The organism is Nocardia coffeae (genome assembly GCF_019890715.1).
In the GTDB taxonomy this organism is placed as follows: Bacteria; Actinomycetota; Actinomycetes; order Mycobacteriales; family Mycobacteriaceae; genus Nocardia; species Nocardia jiangxiensis.
The window spans coordinates 1-19261 of record NZ_JAINZY010000018.1 but is presented as its reverse complement, the minus strand read 5'-3'; the positions used below and the strand labels follow the sequence as shown (position 1 = coordinate 19261).

Annotated in this window: 12 protein-coding genes; 8 read left to right on the top strand and 4 right to left on the bottom strand. The window is 65.2% G+C overall.

Annotated elements, in window-relative coordinates; genetic code table 11:
• Positions 1–45 precede the first annotated feature (45 nt).
• From K7711_RS40845 to K7711_RS40825, 5 genes are all read left to right on the top strand, one after another.
• Positions 46–1293 carry a phenylacetate--CoA ligase family protein gene (locus K7711_RS40845; protein WP_308015178.1) on the top strand — a complete coding sequence of 416 codons (1248 nt, stop codon included), beginning with the start codon at positions 46–48 and terminating at the stop codon, positions 1291–1293.
• Between the two features lie 11 nt (positions 1294–1304).
• Positions 1305–1979, top strand: a complete 675-nt coding sequence (locus K7711_RS40840; protein WP_222977367.1) for a hypothetical protein — start codon at positions 1305–1307, stop codon at positions 1977–1979.
• Positions 1980–2053: 74 nt separating this feature from the next.
• The gene (locus tag K7711_RS40835; protein WP_222977365.1) at positions 2054–4516 is read left to right on the top strand and encodes a bifunctional acetate--CoA ligase family protein/GNAT family N-acetyltransferase; all 2463 of its coding nucleotides are present in this window, start codon (positions 2054–2056) and stop codon (positions 4514–4516) included.
• Positions 4517–4889: 373 nt separating this feature from the next.
• A complete protein-coding gene (locus tag K7711_RS40830) occupies positions 4890–6047 on the top strand; it encodes a hypothetical protein (RefSeq protein WP_222977364.1) in 1158 nt (385 codons plus the stop codon).
• Positions 6044–7438 carry an acyl-CoA reductase gene (locus tag K7711_RS40825; RefSeq protein ID WP_222977363.1) on the top strand — a complete coding sequence of 465 codons (1395 nt, stop codon included), beginning with the start codon at positions 6044–6046 and terminating at the stop codon, positions 7436–7438. The genes K7711_RS40830 and K7711_RS40825 overlap by 4 nt, the downstream gene beginning before the upstream one ends.
• Positions 7439–7755: 317 nt before the next feature.
• Here K7711_RS40825 and K7711_RS40820 read toward each other — a convergent pair whose 3' ends face one another.
• On the bottom strand, positions 7756–8817 hold the full coding sequence (locus tag K7711_RS40820) for a hypothetical protein (protein WP_222977362.1): 1062 nt from the start codon (positions 8815–8817) through the stop codon (positions 7756–7758).
• 1 nt (position 8818) lies between these two features.
• The gene (locus tag K7711_RS40815) at positions 8819–9511 is read right to left on the bottom strand and encodes a UGSC family (seleno)protein (RefSeq protein WP_443678116.1); all 693 of its coding nucleotides are present in this window, start codon (positions 9509–9511) and stop codon (positions 8819–8821) included.
• Positions 9512–9851: 340 nt separating this feature from the next.
• On the opposite strand from K7711_RS40815, the gene K7711_RS40810 reads away from it, so the two are divergent.
• From K7711_RS40810 to K7711_RS40800, 3 genes are all read left to right on the top strand, one after another.
• Positions 9852–10634 carry an SDR family NAD(P)-dependent oxidoreductase gene (locus K7711_RS40810; RefSeq protein ID WP_222977360.1) on the top strand — a complete coding sequence of 261 codons (783 nt, stop codon included), beginning with the start codon at positions 9852–9854 and terminating at the stop codon, positions 10632–10634.
• Positions 10631–11725 carry a CaiB/BaiF CoA transferase family protein gene (locus tag K7711_RS40805; protein WP_222977359.1) on the top strand — a complete coding sequence of 365 codons (1095 nt, stop codon included), beginning with the start codon at positions 10631–10633 and terminating at the stop codon, positions 11723–11725. Before K7711_RS40810 ends, K7711_RS40805 begins: the two co-directional genes overlap by 4 nt.
• 83 nt (positions 11726–11808) lie before the next feature.
• Positions 11809–12564: a sugar phosphate isomerase/epimerase family protein gene (locus tag K7711_RS40800; RefSeq protein WP_222977351.1), complete on the top strand. Its 756-nt coding sequence runs from the start codon at positions 11809–11811 to the stop codon at positions 12562–12564.
• Between the two features lie 16 nt (positions 12565–12580).
• On the opposite strand, the gene K7711_RS40795 is transcribed toward K7711_RS40800, so the two are convergent.
• Both K7711_RS40795 and mobF read right to left on the bottom strand, forming a co-directional pair.
• Entirely contained in the window at positions 12581–12970 is a 390-nt protein-coding gene (locus K7711_RS40795) for a hypothetical protein (protein ID WP_222977349.1), read from the bottom strand.
• A gap of 1121 nt (positions 12971–14091) precedes the next feature.
• Positions 14092–19122: a MobF family relaxase gene (gene mobF / locus K7711_RS40790; protein WP_235748576.1), complete on the bottom strand. Its 5031-nt coding sequence runs from the start codon at positions 19120–19122 to the stop codon at positions 14092–14094.
• Positions 19123–19261: the final 139 nt, after the last annotated feature.

The window sequence follows — 19261 nt, the reverse complement described above, 5'->3', positions numbered from 1 at the left end:
TGCGAGTTCCTGGAGCCGGAGGTGGAAACCTCTTCGAGGGAAGCCGTGAGGGCCGCTCAAGAGGCCGCCGTGCTCGAACTGGTCAGATTCGCATGGGACAACTCGCCGTTGTACCGCGAGTATTGGGCCGCAGCCGGTGTCACGCCCGCCGATATCACCGGCCTCGACGACTTCACCACCAAGATCCCGACCCTGACGAAGGCGGATATCAAGGCGTATCGCGCGCGTACCGGCGATCCTTACGGTGGGCTGCTCTGCGTGGACCGGAAGGATCTGGTCTCGGTGACCACTACATCGGGGACGACATCCGCTCCGGAACCGCTTCCCGAGATCTGGACAGAGGCACCGCCGCTGCCCACGGTGTCGGCTCGCGACCTGTACGCCCACGGCCTCCGCCCCGGCGATCGGGTCATCGTCCCAGCCGGCGCATTCCGCAACTATTACGACGATTTCTACCTGACACTCGGGCTTACGCCGGTGTTCGCCGACAGCTGGACAGGGCAGGGAGAGGCCTTGATACGGGCGATCCGGCAGCACAAGGTGGCGTATATGCATGTCCATCTGCCCTGCATCATGGAGTTCGAGAAGCTCGAGTCGAAATACGACCTGCGTGAGGTCTTTGCTTCGGTGAAATTCGTTTCCTTCGCAGGTCAGCCCATGGGTGCTGCGCTCAAGCGCAAGGTCACCGAGGACTGGGGTGTGAAGGTCGTGACCTACACCAGCGCCGGCGATACCGGAACAGCTTGGGAGGGGCCGGATCTCGACGGATTCCAGCTCTGGGAGGACACGATGTACCCGGAGGTCCTCGACACGCTTACCGGCGAACCTGTCGGCGACATGGAAGTCGGGGAGCTGGTCGCCACCGATCTGGACAACCGCGTCGCCCCGTACATCCGATTCCGTTCCGGTGACCTGGTACGTGTCACCCGCAAGCCTTCGTCGACGGGGCGGACACATGCCCGGATGTGGTTTTCGGGTCGGCGTGGGGATGAGACCGTCGTCGACGGTAAAGCCGTCGTCGTCGGCGACGTCTGGCGCCTGGTGGAAACACTGCCCGAGCTGACCGACGGTATGTTCCAGATCCTCCGGTCGGACAGCCCGATGACCCGGTTGCGGCTGCGCGTCGGATACGCGCCCGAACGCACGGCCGACATCGACGATCTCGAACGACGCTTGACCGGGGTGCTGGAGTCCGGGCTGGGCGTCGGCGTCGACCTCGTCCTGCTGACGGTGGAGGACATCTTGGAATACAGCTCCAGCGTCGCCAAATTCCCGAGGACGGTGAAGGAATGACCAGGAAAACGATGCTGGAAGCGGCCGCACGCCTACCGCGGTCACCGATCTACGGTATCGGTGTTTGGCGATCTGGGAATGATTTCGTGGATTACGAAATCGGCTGGGACGACCTTCGTCGCGACGTCGTCTGGGCGCGTGAACAGCTACTCGCCGCCGGCGTGACCGGCGACGACCACGTCTTGATCACCACGCCGAACCATGAGAGCCCGTGGTTGAGCCCGGTGGTTCGGGCGTTGCGGCAGATTGGCGCAACATATACCCCGGCCGAGATCTACGGCTGGGATTGTGCCCGCACTCTGTCGGTGTTGGAACAGATGCCGATTTCTGTGGTCATCGGACTCAGTGGGGAGACGTTGGCTGGCGTCAGAGCTCAAAAACCCGATCTGGCCGCGGTTTTCGCGAATGTCAAGATCGTATGGGCCAGGCCGGAGGCGCACGCCGAATTAGTGGGTTCGGAGGTGAATTCGGTGCTGATGGCAATCCTCGGCCCGGCGCTCGGTATGGCTTCGCCGAGTGCGCCAGACGTTCTGCGGGTCGACGCTGCCGAATGGGTGATCCGGGAGGCGGGCGGCGAACTGCTGGTTTCGGCCACCGATGCCCGCACAGCGCGGATCACCGACGTACCGGCCGGCGTGCCCGGCCGCGTCACCACGGCAGAAGACGCCCTGCTCATACAGTTGTGACCGCTGGGTCCCGGAGGGGTGCGAGGCGGGCGTGGCCATCCGCGAAGTACGTCGAGTGAGCGAGAGGCGGTGGTGTGGTGCGTCCCGTCCGAAATCCGGATGACGGCCTACCCGGGTTGCTGAAGGATGGGCGTTCGGTACTCATCCGGCGCTTGACCCGCGATGACCTGGAACTCATCGTCGAGTTCAGTCGCCGGTTGTCGCGCCGCACGATCTCGATGCGAATGTTGGGGCCGGTCGTCACCATGGATCGCGCGGGCCTTGCCAGATTCATGAACTTCGACTCGAACGAACAGGTCGGACTGGTCGCTCTCCATGAAGGACGTGCGGTCGGAGTCGCGGATTTCGTGCGCGTCGACGGTCATCCGGACCGTGCGGAGGTGACCTTCACCATCGTCGACGAGTTTCAATCACTTGGTCTGGGTGGCCTGCTGCTGGAACATATTGCGTCGGTCGCGCGTGATTATCGGATCTCGGTGCTGGAAGCGGACGTTCTCGCTGAGAACTTCGCCATGATAAGTACTCTGGAGAGTTCCGGTTACGCGGTCGTATTCGGCCCGCCAGAATCGGTACTACACGCGGATATCGCAATTCAGCCGCGCGCGCAGGTGCTGGCCCGCTCCGACAGCCGGGAACGCCAGGCCGTCCGCTCATCGATGCAGCGCATCTTCGATTCGCGCACGGTCGCGGTCGTCGGTGCGGGCATCGGACCGGACAACCTCGGCCGGTCGGTGGTGAGAAACCTTGTCACGCATGGTTTTCCAGGGCGGGTCTATGCCGTGAACCCGAACACGCCTGCGGTGATGGGACTGCCGACACATCCCACCGTGCACTCGATCGGTGAACCGGTCGACCTGGTCGTGGTGGCGGTCAACGCCGACCTCGTCCCGGAGGTCCTGCGGGACTGCGCAGGCGCTGGGGTGGCGGCGGTCATCGTGCTGTCGGTCGGATTCGGCGAGCTGGGGGAGCAGGGCCGTGCCGCCGAACGCGACATGGTCCGATACGCCCGCGGCGCGGGTATGCGCCTCATCGGCCCCGCCAGCATGGGCATCCTGGCACAGCAGGGCTCACGGCGGCTGGCCGCTACATTTTCGACATCGCTGCCGGTCACCGGGGCGGTGGCCATGGCAAGCCAATCCGGGACGCTGGGACTTGCGATTCTGGAACACGCCAGTCGGATCGGGCTCGGAATCTCCGGGTTCGCATCGCTGGGCCGTTCGGCCGATGTCTCGCCCAACGACCTGCTGCAGTGGTGGGACGAGGATCCGAGCACGTCGGTCATCCTGCTCGACCTCGAACGTTTCGGTAACGCACGCAAATTCGCGCGCCTGGCCCGGCGGGTGAGCGCCCACAAGCCGATCGTGACCGTAACCAGCGCGGTTCAGGTCTCTATGACCGGCTTCAGCATGCCGGAGGCACTTGACCTCGGCGCGGTCACCGACACGCTGTTCTCCCAGACCGGGATCGTAGCGACCCGAACACTGGCGGAGATGTTCGACGTCGCGCGCCTTTTCGCGTGTCAACCGGTCCCGCACGGCAATCGGGTCGTGGTGGTCACGAATGCGACGCAACCCGGTGCGCTGACCGCCGCAGCCTGCCGGGCGGCAGGTCTGCACATTGCTTCCCTCGGCGAACCGACGCGAGGAGTGCTGCGCGATATCGCCTTGGACGGTGAACCGGCAGATTTCATCGATCTGTCACCCCGCGCGGATGCCGGACAGTACGAGACGGCATTGCGTACGTTGTTGGCCGACGACGGAGTCGACGCGGTGATCGCGCTGTTCATCCCGCCTCTGGTACGTGGCCGCGATGCCATCCTCGCGGCTTTGGTGAATGCGGCCGGATCTGTGCCCGGTAAGACCTTCGTGGCCAGTTTCGACGGAATGGAAGGTGAGCTCTCGGTGGACCATGGCGAAGGTGCCAGCGTTCCCAGCTACACGTTCCCCGAGGCAGCCGCCGCGGCGCTCGGCCGTGCTGCCGCGTATGGGGCCTGGCGTCGGCAGCCGGCGGGAATGGTAAGGGAGCCACAGGGGTTCGCGGCCGGCCGGGTGCGCCAATTCGTCGACCGTGCCGGCATCGGCCCGGTGTCCGTCGCCGGCGCCGCCGAACTTCTAGAGGCGGCGGGGATCGACCTCGTGCCCGACTCCGGGATCGCCGGGTCCGCGGTTTCCCTATCGGTTGTTGTCGACCGAGTTTTCGGGCCCCTGCTCGCATTCGGCGTACTCGGTGATTCACTCGCGTTGTACGGGGATGTCGCATTCCACATCACTCCAGTCAGCGACCTGGACGCGATGCGGTTGGTCCGCTCGGTGCGGGCATTCCCGATACTCGCCGAGCGCGACATCGATGCGCTGATCGGCGTGATTCTGCGGGTGGCATGGCTTGTCGAGGAGCTGCCGGAGCTCGTGTCGCTGCAGTTGTCGCCGATCGTTGTCGGTGCGCCCGGAGAGGGAGTGACCGTACAGCGGGCGGCGCTGGAATTGGACGAGCCGGCCGAAGGGCGGCGGCATCGTGAACCGAGGGTCCAGTCTTCGTGACCGGATAGACCGGGGAGCCGGGCAACATGGCGGAAACCTGAAATTATTAGCTAGATTATTGTAATATAAAGGGGCTCGCGTCTTCTTTGGGCGGACATGCCGCTCTGGTGTCCGGCGAAGGCCGATCGAGTCGGCGTGCACCGATACTGTGGTGCCCAATGCAGGAGTTATGCCCTTGTCGAACACACGTACAGAATTGTTGAACTACATCGAGGATCCGGACCGGGCGTTCGCGCTCGGCGGAGACGACCTCGCGGCGCATCGGATCGCAGCGGCCGATGAACTGTTCCAGTGGCAGCGTGGCCGGATCTCCTTGCTGGACAAGCGCGCAAAGGAAGCCGGTATCGATGCCATCCGGTCCTACGCGGACATCGTGCCGCTGCTGTTCACTCACACCGCATACAAATCCTATCCACAGTCGTTCTACGACAAGGGGCGCTGGGACAAGATGCTGCAGTGGCTGTCGACGCTGTCGTCGGCAGACTTCTCCGATGTGGACCTCGAGGGCGTGGTCGACGTCGACGACTGGCTCGAGCGGTTGTGGGCCGCCGGGCATGCTGTCATCGCCACGAGCGGGACGAGCGGGAAAGTATCGTTCCTGAATCACACGATGGCGGACCGCGCGCGCAAGACACGTCACTTCAAATACACCAGCGGCTGGCCGCGCACCCGATCCGACGGCGACCACGTGATGTTCTGGATGGGGCCGTCGTTCGGACGGACCAGTGCTGTCGAGGCATTCCATACGAACGCCGAGATCTGGGCACGCCCTGGTGAGGTGCACGCCCTGTCGGACGAACCGCTGCTGATCTCCGAGGTCAGTAGAGCGGCGGCGTTCCGCACGAAGATGGCCAACGGCACGGCAACTCCGCACGAGATCGCCGAGATGGAATCGGCGGACGCCGCGAAGTCCGCGCGCATGCGCGCGGATCTCGACAGCTTCACCGACGCACTCCTGAAACATCGCGACCAGCCGATCTTCGTCAGTGGACTGTGGGCTCAGCATATGGTGATCCTGCAGCGGGCCCACGAGCAGGGAGTCGGGGACGGCGAGTTCCATCCCGAATCCATCGTTTCCGCCGGGGGTGGCGTGAAGGGGGTGACCCTGCCGGCTGACTACAAGGAACAGGTAGCTCGATTCTGGGGTGATGTCGTACGGAATTCCACATACGGCATGACCGAACTGTCCCAGGCGCTTCCCCTTTGTGACGCCGGCCGTTACCATGCTGCTCCCGGGCTGATCGTGCTGCCGCTCGACGAGAACGGTGAGCGCATCCTCGGCCCCGATGACGCCGTCGAGGGGCTCTTGGAAGCGCGCTTCGCATTTCTCGACCTGGGTGTGGAAGGCCGCTGGGGCGGCATCATCACCGGCGACAAGGTGACGATCGACCTCGCCGACCGATGCCCGTGCGGACGGCCGGGGAAAACGCTGCTGGACAACATTACTCGGTTTGCGCGGGCTGGCCAGGACGATCACATCGGCTGTGCCGGGACCATCGATGCCTACATTCGAGGAGCCGTCGGCGAATGACCACCACACAGAACGCCAGCCCGGTTGCCGTACCCCACGTAGTCAAGGGCCGGGTCAAGACCGGCGAGGCTCTCACATACGGCAGAGGCGCGGGACAATTCTCGACCCCTGCACTCGACCTCGACGAGATCGTCTGGACTCGTGCCGAGCCAGGCCCTGCGTTCGATGTACCCGTCGACGAGATCATCGATGTACTTGTCGAAGTCGGGAACTGGATCAACGAGGACAAGGACGGGGAATTCGCGAAAGCGATGGCTTTCGCTCAGCTGACCAGCCCATTGCCGGCCGAGGTCGTCGAACGATCCTACGAACATCTCCCGAAGACATTCACGCGCCGGTCGATGGAATTCCAGATCGCCAACGAACTCGGCGGTAAAGACGTCATCGACGGTTGGCGGATGATCACCGATGCTCCCAGTGGACGGACCCACCGGGTGCGGGCATTTCCGCCGCGGCTCATTCACGTCATCGCGGGCAACTCGCCCGGTGTCGCAGCACAGACGATCGTCCGCGGTGCACTGATCAAGGGCCTGAACTTGATCAAGATTCCCTCGAACGATTTGTTCACCGCTCCGGCCCTGTTGCGAGCGCTCGGCGCGGTCGCACCGAATCACCCGGTCACGCAGTCGTTCTCGGCCGCCTATTGGCGCGGTGGTGACACGAAGGTCGAGAGCACGCTGTTCCGCCCGCAGTTCTTCGACAAGCTCGTGGCGTGGGGCGGAGGCTCGACGATCATCAACGCACAGAAGTACGTCGGTCCCGGGTTCGAGCTCGTCGCTTTCGATCCGAAGACGTCGATCTCGTTGATCGGACGCGAAGCATTCGAATCGGAGGAGACGCTTCGAGAGGCTGCCGACCTCGCCGCGACGGACGCGACGTTAGTGGAGCAGCAGGCGTGCTCCGCGTCGCGCTTCCAGTTCGTCGAAGGCACCGAAGAAGAAGTCGACCGCTACTGTGCGCTGCTTTGTGAGCGGATGGGTGTGACCCGGCCGCACGCGAGCGCTGGGGGCCGGCCACTCGGTCCCGAGCTGAGAGAGGAGATCGAAGGCCTGCGTGGGCTGGACGATTTCTACCGTGTCTGGGGTGATTACGCCGGATCCGGCGTGGTGATCCGGTCCGCTGATCCGGTCGACTTCCACCCGGACATGCGCACGGTCAATGTCGTTCCGGTGGAACAACTGAGTGATGCCGTGACCTATGCGAACGTCGCCACCCAGACTGTCGGCGTGTATCCCCCGCACCGCAAGGAACATCTGCGCGATGGGCTCGCCGCTATGGGTGTGCAGCGTGTTGTGGCGCTCGGCGGTGCCGGGGGCGTGGAGCAGGGGCTGCCACACGATGGCTTCATGCCCTTGACGAGGTTCGTCCGCTGGGTCAACGACGAAGGGTGATGTCCGCGCAGCGCGGCGGGGCTGTCTCTTCGCGCTGCGGCGAAACTTGTTGCGCGACTGAATATTTCGTAGATACATGAAGCATTGCGGATGCTCTATATCGCGCCGCCACAACAGGTGAGCGGGCTTCTGAACGCGACAGACGGATTCTGGCGCTGTTCCCCCCGGGGGTGCTCTCGGCCAGGACGAGGGCACCCCAGTTTCCGGGTCGAAGGTCTGGTAAGCACATGACAATTCACCGGCCGTCGGACCAGACACGGTTGAAGGTCTTCTGGATTTCTTCGACGTCGTCAGTGTTGTCAGTAGATGGCCCCCGGTTATCGGACGGCGCGGGTCTGGGATCGCGTGGCCCCCCAGCTGTGAAGAACGGCCGCGTGCAATCCGCCCAAGCCACCAGCTGTTACAACGATGACATCAGCCGGTGTGGGCGTGAGGTGGACCTGCCCCTGCTCGTCGACCCGGCCGAGTGCTTCGATCGGACCGCGGTGGGTTTCGGGGAAGTGATCCAACGGGAGCGCGGCGTGGCTCCACAAACGCTCGGCCACCTCGTTCGCGTCGGGGAAATCCAGGCCGATGATTTCCGCCCAAATCGGGTTCACGGCTACCAGCACTTCGGAGAACACGGTCGAGGTGAGGAATCCGTTCGCGCCTGGGTATGCGAGCGACTTGCCGATGATCTCCAGTAGCAACGCTCCGGTGGTGGCGACGATATCGCAGATGTTCACCGTTCCCATCGCACCGTAGACGGTCACAGCGTCCCCCGGGACACTGCGCCGCTGAGCCAATGGAGCCCACGGGGACCGCTCCTCCCATTCGCCGAACACGATCCCGGCCACGCGGCCCGGTGTCCCGTAGACACTCTGGGATGTGACCCCGATGCGCTGGCCGGCGATATTGCGCATGGTCAGACGCAAGGCCCTGCCGAGCGCCGGTGCACCACCTTCGGCGCCCCCCAGGCATCCGGCGCCGAAAGGGATCTCCAGCTCGTGCCGAATCTTCCCGTTGACAACGAGCGCGGGAACCGCCGATCCCGTGGTTGCATTGAGTGCGTGCAGGTCGAACTCGGGTTCGGCCATCGCGGCCAGCGCTGTCCGGAGGAGGGGCAGGGCCGTCGGCGGTGCCCCTGCCATCACAGCGTTTGCCGCCAGCTTGGCGAGCGTGCACGAAGCTCCGGATGGGGGCAGTTCGGCGACGACCTCGTCCGGGTCTGCGTCCACCGCTGCGAGCATCGCGCGGACTCGCTCCTCTGTGGGTGGGATCAGCGGCAGACCGTCGGACCAGCCGGCGTCCCGCGCATACCGGTTGAATTCGATGATGTCGGCCGGAGCTTCGGCGAATGAGCCGAGCATGTACTGCTGCGTCGCGTCGATCGTCGCCATCTCAGATCGCCACAGTGCTGGTCGCCGTGAGCTGCCCGATGAAGTCCGCGTAGTGTTCTCTTGCTACTTCGCGTACTTCGGCTTCTGGTCGGAGGTCCAGGGGATACGGCAGTGGTTGCACACGCAAACCCGAACGGCCGTACTGCCCAGCCAGCGTCTGCGCCAGAGGCGCGAATTGGGCGGTCGCGACCGCGACAGTCGGCAGACCCGCACGCAGCGCGGCCACGGCATCCTTGACCGTCCACGAGGTGCACGAGCCACAATTCGCCAGGCCGGACACCGCAGCGTCCACCGACGCCAAGAATTCCGCGTAGGAGGCGTCCTGGTCGCGTCCGGACACGCCGTCCAGGCCCTGAGCGCGTCGCCAGATCACCGGTTCGGCACCGGCGGCGCGCAGCTCTGTGGCCCATTCGTCGACGACCCAGTCCCAGGACCGCCACAGTACGTCGACTCGGAAACCGATCCGTTTGTGCGCCACGGACTTCAAGGCGGGACCGGGATCGGAATCGCCCAAGCCAGCGACCGCGCAAGGTTCGACAACTCGGATGAACGAGCGAAGACTTCCACCTGTCGAGTTCGTCGAACCGGCGACCGGGCCGGACGTGTCCTCCGTGCTTTCCTCTCCTTCCCGGGGATCGGAGACCAATACGGTGTAGTCGCCGGGATAGCTGCGCTTCAGTGCGGAGTCGGCCATGCGCCGCAGAGCATCCGGAGGCAGAACGCAGTCGGCGCACCCTGCGGACTCCAGGTCCAACTGCAATTCCACTTGGCTCCGACGAAGGTCGACACGAACTAGCTTGAGATCGGCGCCGTCACCGCTCACCGCCCTGCGGAGGCTGTCCGCGGCTTCTACAATTTTGCTGATCTCCATAGTTAAAAGATACATCTAATTGTACGATTAATCCTGGATTTGCTCGGTCAGGCCGTGTGTCCGTGCGGATGTGGTGTTCGAGCAGTGAAGAAGTTGACTGGCGAAGTCCCGCAACGGAATTGGTTGGTCGAACGCGATGCCGGGAACAGCGAAGGAGCAGTGTATGACCGCCACAGTCGTCTGGATCACCGGAGCCACCCGAGGGCTGGGCGCCGGATTGGTCCGGACCTGTCCATATGAGGGAGCCCGCATCATCAACGCGTCCCGATCGGCGCATCCGGACCTCGAGAATATTCGGTTCGACCTCGGCGAACCGTCGACGTGGTCTGCGTTGCGTGAATCGTTCGACAAGGTGCTGGACGGCTTCACCGGGAAACGGGCCATTTTCGTGCACAACGCTCTGTTCGACGGATCCACCGGCTACGCCGGCGAGATGGACGAACGGCTCTACTACCGGGACGTCATCGGAAATTCCGCTGCGCCACTGGTACTCGCGGACTGGTTCTTGCGTGCGGTGGGGCCGAGTTCGGGGTACGAGTCCGGCATTCTGCTGATGTCGTCTGCCGCGGCTCGGATGCCGATCGAGGGCCATAGCGTGTATGGCGCCGCGAAAGCCGGTGTCGAACACTGGGTTCGGGCAGTGCGTCGGGAGAGGGCCCGACGCGGAACCGGTCCCTGGGTCGTTGCCGTCCGCCCCGGGATGGTCGACAGCGCCACAACGAGACGGGAAGCCGAATTGGACCCGGCCGTGTATCCCATGGCTCCGCACCTGGCGGCCGCGTTCGCGGCAGGGGAAGCGCTTACCCCCGATGACGCCGCGCGCGATATCTGGGCGGCTATGCCTCCGCCCCCGGACACCTCGGTGTTGCTGTTCGGTGCACCGCCTTCCGGTGCGATGATCGGCAAGTCTGCGAGCGCTGCGTCGGCAGTGGAGACCGGCAGATGAGCGGGGCGCTGGCGGGCTTGCGGGTCATCGACGCGTCCACCCTGTACGCGGCACCGTACCTCGCGACATTGCTCGCCGATCACGGTGCGGATGTAGTGAAGATCGAGCAGCCGGGTGGGGACACCTACCGTCACCACCCCGGCCGGATGTGGCCGCTGCTGGCTCGTGGAAAGCGTTCCGTAGAGCTCGACTTGCGCAGCGATGAGGGCTGTGCTGTGCTGCGTCGGCTGGTTGCCGATGTGGATGTGCTGGTGGTGAATCTCCCGCCGGCAACTCTCGCAAAGCGTGGTATCGACTTTCCGACGCTCCACGCATTGAATCCGGAGTTGGTGTACGTGTCGGTGACCGGGTACGGCCAGGATGGACCGTACGCCGATCGCCCCGGCAACGGCACCATCGGCGAAGCGTTCACCGGGCTCACTCATGTCACCGGAGACCCGGACGGACCGCCCGTGCTGCCCAGTGTTCCGATGGGAGATGCGGTCACGGCCGTGACGGGCGCCTTCGGGGTACTCGCCGCCTGTTACCACCGTCTGGCACACGGTGGTGGCGGGCAGCTCGTCGATGTCAACCCGATCGACAGCCTGCTGCAAGCGGGGGCGCCGATCCATGCCGAGTACGACGGTGCGGGCGAGGTGCCCGTTCGTCTCGGAAGCAGGCTGCGAGACTCGGTGGTGCGCAACGTGTTTCCCACCGAGGATGATCGCTGGGTGGCCATCAGTGCGTCGACCCCCAGGCACTTGTCCGATCTCGCAACTCTGGCAGGACATGGACTCCGTGACGACGACGGCGTACCGATCGGCGATGTGGAGGCATCGGTGCGGGAATGGACGAGCAAGCGGCACCACACCGCCGTGGTCGAGGAACTCGTGAACCGGCGTCTACCCGTCTCACTGGTTCAGACCGCCCGCGAGATCCGCGACGACGCCCATGTGCGTTCCCGCGGTTGTCTGACCGAGATGACTACGGACGAGCAGGGCGCGATCACCGTGCCTGTGGCCGCCCCGCGCCTGTCGGTCACCCCGGCGGAACCGGCGAGCCGGACCCCGGTCGTCGGCCAGCACACCGACGCCGTGCTCGGTGGGCGGTAGTCCTGTCTGCGGGTGGACTGGTCGAACATTTGACCCTGATGAACGGATGTCTGGCCAAGGTTCCGTTCCGGAGGTTCGTCGGAATGGCGGCTGCGGCCGGCTTCGATGCGGTCAGCTGCTGGCCCAATGTGTGGCGGCACGCCCGTCTCAGGGACGGCCTCGCTCTGGCCGATATGCGGATGATCCTCGAGGACAACGGTCTGGTGCTGACCGACTGCGACGGCTGTCGCGAGTGGGTCGGTAACCGTCTCGGGTCGGGAGCTACGGTGATCGAGGCCGATCGGCACGAACTGTTCGAGGTCTGTAGTGCACTGGGCGGAACCACCATCACGGCGGTCCACGATACGGAGGACGGCGTCGATCTGGACCGCGATGCGGGTGCCTTCGCCCAGCTGTGCGACGACGCGGCCGAATACGGGTTACGGGTTGCCCTCGAGTTCGTTCCGTTCACGACGGTCGGCGACCTGAACACGGCGTGGTCGCTGGTCGAGACGGCCGGCCGTGCGAACGGCGGGCTGGTTTTCGATCTCTGGCACCATGCCCGCAGTGGTGCCGACGATTCGGACGTGCTGCACGTTCCCGCGTCGCGGATATTCACTGTTCAGCTTGCTGATGGGCCCAGATCTGCTCCAGGGCCTGACCTGGCGCTGGAGGCAAGGACCGGTCGCCGTCCGCCGGGTGCGGGGGAGATGGGAAATCCGAGGCTTGTACAGATTTTGTCCGATATGGGGGTGCGGGCCGCGGTGGGGCCGGAGGTCGGTCTGGCTGAGGACTGCGATGTCGAGCGCCGCGTCGCCGACCTCTACCGGGCGACGATGCGAACGCTGGCATCGTCGTGATGCCGGGCGGGCGAGGCTATGTGGCGCCGTAGATGAAGATGATCACGAATCCGGTGTCCCGAAGATCGGGCCCCCGGCGCTCGTTGCGACCGTATCGTTGGCCAGCGCCGACCCGATGAGTGCGGACGCTACCGATGTCGCCAGGGCGAAGACCGAGTTCTGAACGCCTGCGCTGACCAGTGTGGTCCTGCGAAACGGCATCAACCATGAGATTAGGCGTGCCCGCCCAGAACAACCAGAGAGCGGTGCTGATGAACAGTGCCCAGATGACGATGGCTAACAGGCCGGCGTGGAACAGCGCGAAAAGCACCACGGTGACCAGCGGAATGGAAAGGCTAGCGATCATCATGAGGCAGATTTGCAGCAACTGCGGAACGTCATAGCTGTAGGTGATGATCGGAATCATCCTGAGAAACTCGACGGCCAGGGGCAGTGTGATGGCAGGGATCCGAAATGCGGCGTAAGTCGACCATCGGGTCGCTCGTTCGACCTTAGATGCGGATAAACAGAGCCAGGACGATCAGACCGGCGGTCAGTGCACCCAAGGTCCGGACCGAGGTCCGTCCCAGGCACTACCCTCGGTCACGCTCAGCAGGACGAGTCCGACGCGGACGGACAACGAAATCGCGCCCGCGCGGGACGTGCCGACTACGACCGTCGCGTCGCCGCCGAAGCGTCTCCACGCGCGGTGATGCGCTTGCCTGAAATGGCATCTATCCAACGTCATCTGGCGCTCGACGCCATAGACAACACTTCATTGAGTCCCGTTCTGCGACTTGACCAATAGAGATGCACCCCGCCAATCCGGGGGAACATCAGACCGTCGCCGAGCTCGATCATGGGCGGGGCGAGTTGAACGGTGGCGAGGCCGACCGCGATGCATGACATACCTGAAAGCGTCTTGCAGCTCGTGGAGACGAGTGGGAGGGGACTTGGTGAATAGATGTGGCCCGGCTTGTTCACCGAGGGCAATACCCGGGGCGGCGCAGGCGTTGCGGACAGTGAAGAAGAAGTCTCGTTCGGGAATCAGCGCATATCAGTGCAGCCGGTCGCTGACATAGCTGGCAGTCATGAAACGGCGGCCGATCCGGGCGAGACGGACCACCGGCGGTGACGACACATCGATCAGATCCAGTTCCGCGGTCGTAACCGACAAGATCTGCTGATGGGTGCTGCGCAGGACCTGCCGGACGAGACCGCAATTTCACGGCGGTAGCGCGTACTGGTCGGCGTCAGGGTCAGCGGGCGGGTTTGCAGCAGGCGCGCGGCCTCGGTGTGGGAGACCCAGGCACCGCGGCGACGAGCCTCGTGCGGGATTTACGGTAGGCGTTGCGAACCACGACATCCTCCAAGGGCACCTTCCGCCCCGCACCCCGGTAGTCGTGGGACGGGTAGTTCACTTCTCGCGTAATAGTTTTCGGCGGGATCCGCCAGGGACCTTTCACTACACCGGGGCGCCGTGGGTGCTTCCTGGTGCGCCGTGGCTCGCAACTGCCGCGCGAAAGCATACTTTGCGCCGTCCCTCGCTCAGAAGCCGAGGTCCTCGTGTCGCGCGGCCGGATCGGCTGCCTCGTCCAGCGCGTTGCCCTGCATCGGATCGGTCGCGATATCCGGGCGATGGTGTGTGCGAATGATGAGTTCGGTTGCTGCCTGTTCGGGGGTGAGCCGGGCGCGACGGTGCTGCTCCGCGCGCAGGTCGGCGAGTTCGTTTCGCAGCCAGCCAACGTGCACGGTCGGTTCGGTGTGATCGTCGTCGCCGGGTGTGGCGGGACCGAACAGGATGTCCTCGTCGGCGGGCAACGTGAGTCGGTTTTCGGTGTGCGTGATGTGTGCGGTGAGTTCGCGATCGGTGAGCATCTGCGCCGGATCGGACACATCTATGGCATGTGTGTTGGTTGGTGGTGTGCCCGGGAGTGGGTGCTCAGTGACCCAGGTGTGGATGGTGTTGCGGTCGCGGCGGGTGGGTGCGTCACGCCAGTCGCGGCGGAGTTTCGATTGTGCTAAGGCGGGTGGATAGGTGTTGGTGATGTGCGTGCAGCGGGCGGGGATGTGTTCGGCGGGGTTGTGGTCGGGGATGCCAGGGTGGCCGTCGTCGCGGCATTGGCCGCAGAGGCCGTCGTCGCTGTGCTGACCGCGTTGTGGAGTTGTGTCGTTGGCAGCGCGTTCTATTCCGCAGTGGAGGCAGCTGTATCCGTGGGTGCGGGGGACTGCGGCGCGGTCGTAGTCGAGGGTGTAGCCATCTGGTCGTTTTTCAGGGGCGGTTGATTGGTAGCGGTGGTCGACTCCGGGTGGGATCGGCAGGTGATCGGGGTCTTCGTCGATGTGGCCGCGGATGTGCAGGTAGCTGTCGATGAAGTCCTGGTTGGTGTTGGGTGGGTGGTGTGTCCGGTGGGTGGGTTCGGTTCGTTCCGGATGATTTCGGGGTGCGGCGTCGCGCACCGGATTTCGGGAGGCTGGGTAGCGCGCGGAGCTGTCCGCAGGGGCGTAGGTGTGCGGATCGGTGTCCGGGATGCACGCGAGGATGAGTTCGCGATGGTTAGGGTATCTGTCTGCGGCCCATCGCAATCGGGCTCGTGCGACCGGGAAACTGTTCGTGTAGAGGGTGTTCGCGACCTTCTCGAGGATGTCGCGTTCCTCGACGGAGAGTTGCTCGGTGAGAGTGCCGAACCGGGTGGCCGCCTCATCGATGTTGCCGGTGCGGAACAACTCACTGACGGCATCGAGTTGTGTGAGGACCGAGGAATCGGGGTTCGGAGCAGGCGGGCGGGCATGGGAAGGGGTGTCGTGTGTATCCATGTCGTGTGCCGTATCGGTTGAGGGTTCGGGTGTGGGCGGTGTTTCGGGGCGAAGGAGGGCTTCGACGCGCCATGCGAGTGCGGTGGCGAGTCGGTCGGGGCGAGGACCGGTGGTGATGTCTGGTTGGCCGGCACGGAGTAGTTCGTAGGCCGTGGCCAGCAGATCGGCGGGTGTCCAGTCCGTGCTGGTCGCACGGTCCAGGGCCGCAACCAGGCGTGGCCAGGCGGGGTTGGTGGTGATGCGCTCGGTGGCTTCGTCGCCGAGTAACTGCTGCAAGTGATCGGTCCACTCGGGCCGCAGATTCTGTGCTGCGGCAGCGGTGGACAAGGCCGCGGGATCCAGGCCGAGGCGTAGCCACAGTGCGGCGGCGGGCATCTGGTCGGGCAGTGGGCGTTGGGCTGCGGCGTCGGTGAGTAGTGCGTCGATGTCCAGGCCTGCGGTTGCGGCGGTGTCGAGGTGTTCGGCCAGTACTGGCCACCAGGGGTCGGACACGATGCGAGTGTCGACCCGTTTGGCCAGGCCCGACCACGTGGCGACGGCGGTGTGCAGGTCCCCGACAGCGTCGGTGATCCGGACGTCCAGCAATGCCTTGTGGTCTCGTTCGAGGACCGGGTAGCGCGTCGGGCCGGTGGGGCGCGGGTCGGTGTCGGGGACATGGTTGGCCGCGCGCCACACCGCGAGATCGGTGATCAAGCGCGGATCCCCGAGCAGGGGCCGTGCCCAGATCGGTGCGGTCGCCGCGTCCCAGATGTGAGCCTCGCGGGTGATCTGGGCGGCAAGGTCCGCGATGATCCGTGCCCGTGCGTGCAGTTGTTCTGTGACCGTGTTGTCGGGAAGTTCGCGTGGCAGGCCGCGAATCCATGGCAGTGGGCCGGGGCCGGTCGAGTGGGTGCCGGTGGGGTCCAGCCGCCAATCCAGCACGGCGGCCGGGTCGTCGGCGGTGTCGAGTTCACGAGCGTGGATTGCGTTGTGCAGGGCGGTGACCGGGTCCTGGCCGGACAAGGCGATCGTGGCCAGATGGCCCCGCAACACCGGGTACGCGGCCGCGCCGGTGAGCCCCGGCCGCACATGTTCGGCCGCGTCATCGAGCCGAGTTAGCGCGTCGGCGCCGAGTGCGTGTTCGGCGGCCAAGCCGACTGCGTCGAGGTAGATGTCCACCGCGCGCCCGATTCGCCGGTGCGGATCCAGGGCGTCGCGTAGTTCGGTGAGTGCGGACTGTTGGGTCGCGTCGCGGGAAAGGATCCGTTGCAGCACATCCAATTCGGTGCGTGGCATGAGTCCGGGTTCGGTCCAGAAGGATGCTTCGCTGCCGTCGATGGCGGTGGGAACGTACAGGTGGTTGGCGTGCGCGCCACGCGTGAGCGCCACATACAGCTGGTTGCGTGACTCTGATCCAGTCAGTGCGATGTGGCAGGTGTCGACCGTGATGCCTTGGGCGGAGTCGATCGTGACCGCATACCCGAGGCGCACATGCGCTCGCACATAGTCCGCGGGCAGGACCGTGCTGTGCCCGAGCCGGCGCCCGGATTGCAGATGTCTTGCGCTGATACTGCCGTCCGGGTGCACGGCGGTGACGATCCATCGGTAGCCGTTGCGCACCCAATCGTGTTCCCCGAGGCGTAGTCCGGGGTCGTTGTGTCGGGTGCAGATGATGTCGGCGGCTGAGGCGAACAGGTCATCGGACAGCCGTGTCTCTAGGCCGATGGGGGTGGTGTCGCGGGCGAGGCGGTCGGCGCGGGCGCGTTCGTTCAGGTCGGTGACGATCGCGTGGGTGGGGGCGAGCATGAGCGCATCGCGGTCGGTGAGGTGGTCCGCGATCCAGCCCGCGTAGGCGTGGTCGTGTGCGGTGGCTGGGGCGCCGGAGTGCACGCGTTGGTGGTCGAGGTAGTACGCGAATCCGGCCGGATCCCCGTCGCGCAGGAGCAGGTTCGCGGATCCTTCGGCGGTGTCGGTGAACCGCACTACGTGGCTCAGGGTGGAGGCGCGGGCCGCGTCGGCGGTGTCCGCGGCGCTGCCCGCGGCTTCGATCGCGGGGAGTTGCCGGTCATCACCGACGCACCGGATGACCGCGTCGCGAGCGGTGAGGAACTCGAACAGCCGGAGGCGTTTGTCGTCGCCGAGTTTGATGTGCTCGTCCACGATCACCAATGTGTTGTGCCCGATTTGCAGCACCCACTGCGGCACCGACGCGGCAAAACCATTCGTGTGGCGTGGATTCGGTGAGGGTGTGTGGGCGTCGATGATGGTCAGCAGCCGGTCGGCGGTTTCGGTGCGCGCACCGGTTGCCGCGGCGAGTTCCGCTGCCGCCGCCGCGGTCGGCGCCAACCCCAGCACGGTGCCACCCGAGGCGCGCCATGCGTCCACCAGCACACGCATGGCGGTGGTTTTTCCCGCACCGGCGGGGGCGTTGGTGGTCTCGATCCGCCAGGACGAGCGCGCGAAAGTCCGCACGACCGTGATCTGCCCGGCGTTCAACTGGCGATCCTGATGGGCCGGGTCGGAGTTGTAGGCGTCGATCGCGGCGGTGATCAACTGCTCGGGGAGGGTGCGGGTCCCGGTCTGCAGGGACAGGTCGATCAACCGATCGGTGACCTGGAGCCGCCGCGCGGACGTGTACGACTGCGCACCGGACGTGTTGTAGACGCTGGCACCGCTACGTCGTTGGAACACCGCTGGCACGCGGCTCAGCGCGGGTTCCGCGGCGGTGTCGGGGTCTCCGCGTGCGATCGACCGCTCCGGTGCCAGCGCGTGGGCGGTGACCGCTTCGACGGTCTCGGCCCACCGGTCGCGATCCACCAGACCGCGCAGTCGGCGTTCGGCCTCGGCGCGAATGTGATGCCACTGCCACGTCGACCGCTCACCCGACACCGTTTCCAGGACCTGGGCCGCGACCCACGCCACAGCATCGGCGTCGAGAACTCGTGGCGGCGTGAGTGGTTGGCGAAACACTCTGGTGAGTGCGGTCGCGAGTGCTTCGCGCCCACCCAGCACGGCAAGAGCCTGTCCGCGCCAATCTCGGCGCTGCTCGGCCAGGGACCGCAGTATGTGCTTGCGAGGGCGGGTGTCGAGGGTGGCCTGCTCGGCCAATCCGTACATTTCCTTGGGCATCGGCTCACGCCCCACCCGGGCCTGGAACGCGGTAGCCAACTCTCCGAGACGCCGGGTGATCGCGGCGTCGCGGCGGGACCAGTGCTGAATCAACACCCATGGCACGCCGATGATTTCGCTGATCGGGCGCTTGGCCGGATCGGTTCCGGGACGTTCGGCGAACCCGAGTCCGAGGTCTGCGGTGAGGTGGTGTTCGAGGCGGGAGTTGTAGATCTCGCTCACCACGACGGTCAGGCGGTAGATCATCGACGCGTCCAAGGTCCGCCACAGGCCATCGAGAGTGCGGACCCGGTTCGCGATCAGCAGGTGTGTGTGCAGATCCGGATCACCGCAGCGGGATTCGCGGTGCGTGAACCGGGCCGCGACGATGCCTTCGACATCGACTTGCCGGACACCGTTGCGGCCCAGCCGGGTGTAGATGCCGTGGCGTTCGAGCCATTCGATCGCGTCGTCGACCGCGGCTTCGTGCGCCGCGGCGATCCGCTCGGCGCTCGCCTTCGGTGCGATCGCCCACAACGCCGACACGGACTTGACTGGCGAGAAAGTGATATCGAAACCGGCGACCGCGGCAGCTTTCGGCCGCGATACACGTGCCACCCAGGACGATAATTCGCGAGCATCCAACGGGACACGCTCGTACTCCTGGGTGAACATCGCGGTCGCGACTTCGGTGCGGATCCGCGCACGAGCGTCATCGGAAATCGCGGCTTGAGGGTCGTTTCCTTGGCTAATATTGTGTTTACGAAACGCCTCGCCGCACCGTTCCCGGTATTCGTTAACAGTGTCGTAGACT